Annotated in this window: 5 protein-coding genes; 3 read left to right on the top strand and 2 right to left on the bottom strand. The window is 69.6% G+C overall.

From position 1 onward, the window contains the following. The coding region (gene argS, locus ACFWPJ_RS26280) for an arginine--tRNA ligase (protein ID WP_378855166.1) at window positions 1-695 on the top strand (695 nt) is incomplete at its 5' end. An 81-nt stretch (window positions 696-776) separates the two neighbouring features. Here argS and ACFWPJ_RS26275 read toward each other — a convergent pair. Further along, complete coding sequence (locus ACFWPJ_RS26275; RefSeq protein WP_378855164.1) at window positions 777-2,015, bottom strand: SGNH/GDSL hydrolase family protein; 1,239 nt, start codon at window positions 2,013-2,015, stop codon at window positions 777-779. Window positions 2,016-2,321: 306 nt separating this feature from the next. Here ACFWPJ_RS26275 and ACFWPJ_RS26270 point away from each other — a divergent pair, with 306 nt between their 5' ends. Together ACFWPJ_RS26270 and ACFWPJ_RS26265 are read left to right on the top strand one after the other, a co-directional pair. Continuing rightward, window positions 2,322-2,669 (top strand): hypothetical protein, encoded by a 348-nt coding sequence (locus tag ACFWPJ_RS26270; protein ID WP_378855162.1) that lies wholly within the window; start codon window positions 2,322-2,324, stop codon window positions 2,667-2,669. Further along, window positions 2,662-3,282, top strand: a complete 621-nt coding sequence (locus ACFWPJ_RS26265; RefSeq protein ID WP_378855160.1) for a Dabb family protein — start codon at window positions 2,662-2,664, stop codon at window positions 3,280-3,282. Before ACFWPJ_RS26270 ends, ACFWPJ_RS26265 begins: the two co-directional genes overlap by 8 nt. A gap of 40 nt (window positions 3,283-3,322) precedes the next feature. On the opposite strand, the gene ACFWPJ_RS26260 is transcribed toward ACFWPJ_RS26265, so the two are convergent. Continuing rightward, window positions 3,323-4,096, bottom strand: a complete 774-nt coding sequence (locus tag ACFWPJ_RS26260) for an IclR family transcriptional regulator (RefSeq protein ID WP_378855168.1) — start codon at window positions 4,094-4,096, stop codon at window positions 3,323-3,325. Between the last annotated feature and the right edge of the window lie 60 nt (window positions 4,097-4,156).

Below are 4,156 nucleotides of genomic sequence, written 5' to 3'. Positions count from 1 at the left end.
TCCAGTTGGTGTTCGAAGCGGCGCGCAGGGTGGGTTGGCTGACCGAGGCGATCGAGGTCGATCATGTCGCCTACGGCACGATCCTCGGGCCGGACGGTAGACCGTTCAAAACCCGTGCGGGCGGGACAGTTCGGCTGATGGACCTGCTCGACGAGGCCGTCGCGCGTGTGCGCGCGGTCGTCGCCGAGAAGAACCCGGACCTGTCGTCGGCCGAACTCGACACCATCGCCGAGCAGGCAGGCATCGGTGCGGTCAAGTATGCGGATCTGTCGACATCCAGGGTCAAGGACTACACCTTCGACCCGGACCGGATGACGGCGCTCAACGGCAACACCGGCGTCTACCTGCAGTATGCCCATGCCCGTGTGTGCTCGATCCTGCGCAAAGCCGACGCCGTAACTCCGGCTGCGGTCGATATTGCCGGTCCACTCGAACCGGCGGAGCGGGAACTCGCCCTGGCCCTCGACGGCTACGGAACCGTCCTCGCCGAGGTCGCCGACGCGTTGGAGCCGCACCGGCTGGCGGGCTATCTCTACGATCTCGCCCGCGCCTACACCAGCTTCTACGACTCGTGCCCGGTACTGGCCGCGGACGAACCGATCCGCTCGAACCGAATCGCGCTGTGCCAATTGACTGCTCGCACTCTCGATCTCGGATTGGGGCAGTTGGGAATGGCCGCACCGCAGCGGATGTGATCTGTCGGCCCGGGCGCTGGTCCACTCGCACGGGTCCGGGCCGTACACAACGCTATCTGTCTTGGGTGCTGGAACGCCTGCTCAGCCGAACTCGGCGGGGTTGACCGCGGCTGCCATGGCGGCATAGCCCGCATCGCTGGGGTGGATGTGATCGCCGCTGTCGAATTGCGGGGCGAGGCGCTGGGGATCGGCCGGATCGCGGAGGGCGGCATCGAAATCGACCACGGCGTCGTAGGCGTCGGCGGTGCGGATCCACGCGTTGAGTGACTGGCGGGCGGATTCGGCCGCGGGGGAGAAGTAGGGTGAGCCGTGGATGGGGGTCAGGGTGGCGCCGATTACCCGCAGGCCCTTGGCGCGGGCCCGGCGGATCAGGTCGAGATGCCCGGCTATGAGTTGGTCGGTGGAGACGGGGACGACGGTGTCGGCGGTGCCCGGGCCTGCGGTGCTGAGGCCGATGTCGTTGATGCCCGCGAGGATGATGACGGTGCCGGCGCCTGGCTGGTCGAGTACATCGGTGCGGAATCGGCGCTGCGCGCTGTCACCGAGCCAGGACGAGTCGACGGTGACCCGATTGCCCCCGATGCCCTGGTCGATGACCGCGCGGGGAGTGCCTTCGGCGGCAAGGCGTTCGGCTAGTTCGTCGGGGTACCGGTTGTCGGCGCCGGGGGTCGAGCCGATGCCTTCGGTAATGGAATCACCGAAGGCGACCACACCGGAGCGGTGCGGGAGCGCATCGAAGACCTCGACGCCGGACAGGTAGTACCAGGACTGGGTGGTCTCGGTGAAGGCGGTGCCGGCGCCGTCCGCGCGGTGGTCGCCGGTGGCGCGGTAGGTGGTCGCGAGGCCCTGGGCATGGTGGGTCGCCGGGCCGGTCGGCTCGGCGAGGTGGAGTGTGATGGTCAGTGACTGGAACGGCGCGACCGGCAGCGGCACCGGATCGGTGGTGAGATCGGACCCGGCCGGGATTCGGAATTCCGGGGCGAGACCGAAGGTCAAGGGCCGCAGGGTGTCCGGGCGAATGTTCGCGCCGGCATCGGTCACCGCGATCGTGGCCCCTGCGATGGCCAGTGGTTCGATGCCATACCGATTGGTCAGCCGGACCCGGGTGGCGACACCGCCCTGGCTCACCCGGATGACCTGCCGCAGAGTGTGATTCGAGAACCCGTCCGCGGACCAGCTGGGTCCCATTGTCTTACTGGGCATTTGTGCCGAGGTCGCCCACACCGCGGTCCACCCCGGGCCCTCCACCGGTGCCGCATGCGCGGTGACACCGACCGCGACCAGGAAGAGGGAGGCCACCAAGGCCCGGAGAAGACGCATGACGAAGTCCGTTCAGCAGCAGGATCAGAGAGCGGGAGCCGCGAATCCGCAGCGGCGGAAGCGGTGATGGCGGCCGACGCGCCAGGTCGCCGCCGACAGTGCGGCGAGGGCGAGGCGGCCGGACATAGGAGAGACCGTACTAGATAGTTCTGTTGCGGACAATACTGAAGCGGACTATTGCTCGGCGCACCGCGCCGCCGACGCCGTGGGATGCGCTGCTGACTGGCGGCCGGGGCCCGAACCGCGTTCTCCCGCTGGGCGGAAACGCCAGGTCGACACCGGCAGGTGCGTGCATAACGTCGGCGTATGAACACCGCGAAGGTCTACGTGATCGACACCGTTGTGACGAAACCCGGCCGGGCCAGGGAGTTTGTCGACGTTTATCTGCGTGAGTATGCGCCCGGCGCGCGCGAGCGGGGGATGACGCTGGAACGGATCGTGGTTATTCCGCCGGTCTGGTTTCCCGACGAGTCGAACACGGTCATCGCGACGTGGGTGCTGGACGGGGCCGAGGGGTGGTGGGAGATGACCTGGCGCGGGCGGCCGGATCCGGCGCTGCGGCGGTGGTGGGCCGAGGTGGACGAGCTGGTCGTCCATCGAACGCGGTCGACCGGCGCCGAGGCAGGCGATATCGAGAGGCTCGGCAATGTTTGATGTTGTTCGGCTGGTGCATCTTTCAGCTGCGGGCGGTTCGGGCGCCGAGCAGCTGATGACCGAACTGCGCGCGGCGGCGGCCGGGGTGGCGCGGAGGGTGCTGGTGCAGCCCACTCTGCCGGGGGTGCGCAACGGCGGGGACGTGTTGGTGCACCTGCGATTCGACGAGGCGGTCGACTGGTCCGGCTGTGCGCCGCGGGTGGACGCGGTACTGGCCGACCCGCTCGTGACCCACGTCGACGGTGCCGAATACGACGGCGGTGTCGGTCGGTTCGCCGAGCCGCGCTCACCGGGATCGGTGTACCTGGTCCTGCTGCTGCGAGTCGCGCCGGGGACCGCGCCCGCGACGGTCGACCGCTTCGAGGCCGACCTGTTGCGGATGCCTGGCTACATCCCGACGATGCGGTCCTGGCAGTTGAGCCGGGTGATCCGCGGGATCGGGTCCGTGCCGTGGACGCATGTGTGGGAGCAGGAGTTCACCGATCTCGACGGGCCCTACCTGATGCACCCGGTGCACTGGGCGCACGTCGATCGGTGGTTCGATCCCGAATGCCCGGACGTGATCGTGCACGACCGCATCTGCCACAGCTTCTGCGCGAACGAGCTCGCCTGATACCGGTCGCCGCCCGCTCGTGCCGGGCGGCGTACCGAGGTCACGCGTAGCGGGGCGCGCGGTGGTCGGTGGCGACCCGGGGGCCGACACCCAGCGGGCGCGGGTGCTGCTGCAGGGTCGGGCGGACCCGCACCCGGCCGTCGTCGACGTGACGCCAGATGTTGAGCGCTGTCGTGCGGATAGGGGCGGAGAGGCGGTGGTCGAACACCATGCGATCCACCGGTCCGCACACCGACACCGCGGCCACGGCGGACTCGCCGAGGTCGCCGATCGGGGCGGCGATGCAGCCGAAGCCGGCCAGCGATTCCTCCCGCTCGACCGCGATGCCGTGCGCTCGCACCTTGTTCAGTTCGGTGTCGAGCTGGGCGCGGGTGGTCAGCGAGTACTTGGTGCGGGCACCGGTCTGGCCGGTGACGACATCGGCGAGGCGGCGCTCGTCGGAGTAGGCCAGGATCGCCTTGCCGACCGCCGTGCAGTGCGCGGGGCGCCTGCCGCCGACGCGGGTCGGGACCGCCGCGGCCAGATCGCCGCCGACCTTGTCCAGGTACACGACGTCGGGACCGTCGAGGACGGCCAGGTGCACGACGAAACCGGTCACCCGGTGCAGCTCGTGCAGGAACGGCATCGCCGCGCGATGCAGGCGGTCCTGGTGCACGGCCAGCGAGCCGAGCTCCATCAGCCGGATACCCAGCTCGTAGTCGCGGCCCTCGCGCCGTAGCCAGCGCAGCTGCACGAGCCGCTCCAGCATGCGATGCGCCGAGGACCGGGGTAGGCCGGGGCGGCGGAAGATCTTGGCGAGGGGGAGACTGCCGATAAGCCAGGGGGCCCCGCGATATTGGCGGAGCCCGCGTCGCGCCCGGGCGGCGGACCCCCC

Origin of the sequence: Nocardia sp. NPDC058497 (genome assembly GCF_042720195.1) — a bacterium.
In the GTDB taxonomy this organism is placed as follows: domain Bacteria; phylum Actinomycetota; class Actinomycetes; order Mycobacteriales; family Mycobacteriaceae; genus Nocardia.
The sequence above is the reverse complement of the archived record's forward strand: the minus strand, read 5'-3'. Positions and strand labels throughout refer to the sequence as shown.

Excerpts from the sequence above, each read along its gene's own strand:
- ACFWPJ_RS26270 (WP_378855162.1), top strand. The coding sequence starts at position 2,322 with ATGAACACCGCGAAGGTCTACGTGATCGACACCGTTGTGACGAAACCC.
- ACFWPJ_RS26275 (WP_378855164.1), bottom strand. The coding sequence starts at position 2,015 with ATGCGTCTTCTCCGGGCCTTGGTGGCCTCCCTCTTCCTGGTCGCGGTC.
- ACFWPJ_RS26265 (WP_378855160.1), top strand. The coding sequence starts at position 2,662 with ATGTTTGATGTTGTTCGGCTGGTGCATCTTTCAGCTGCGGGCGGTTCG.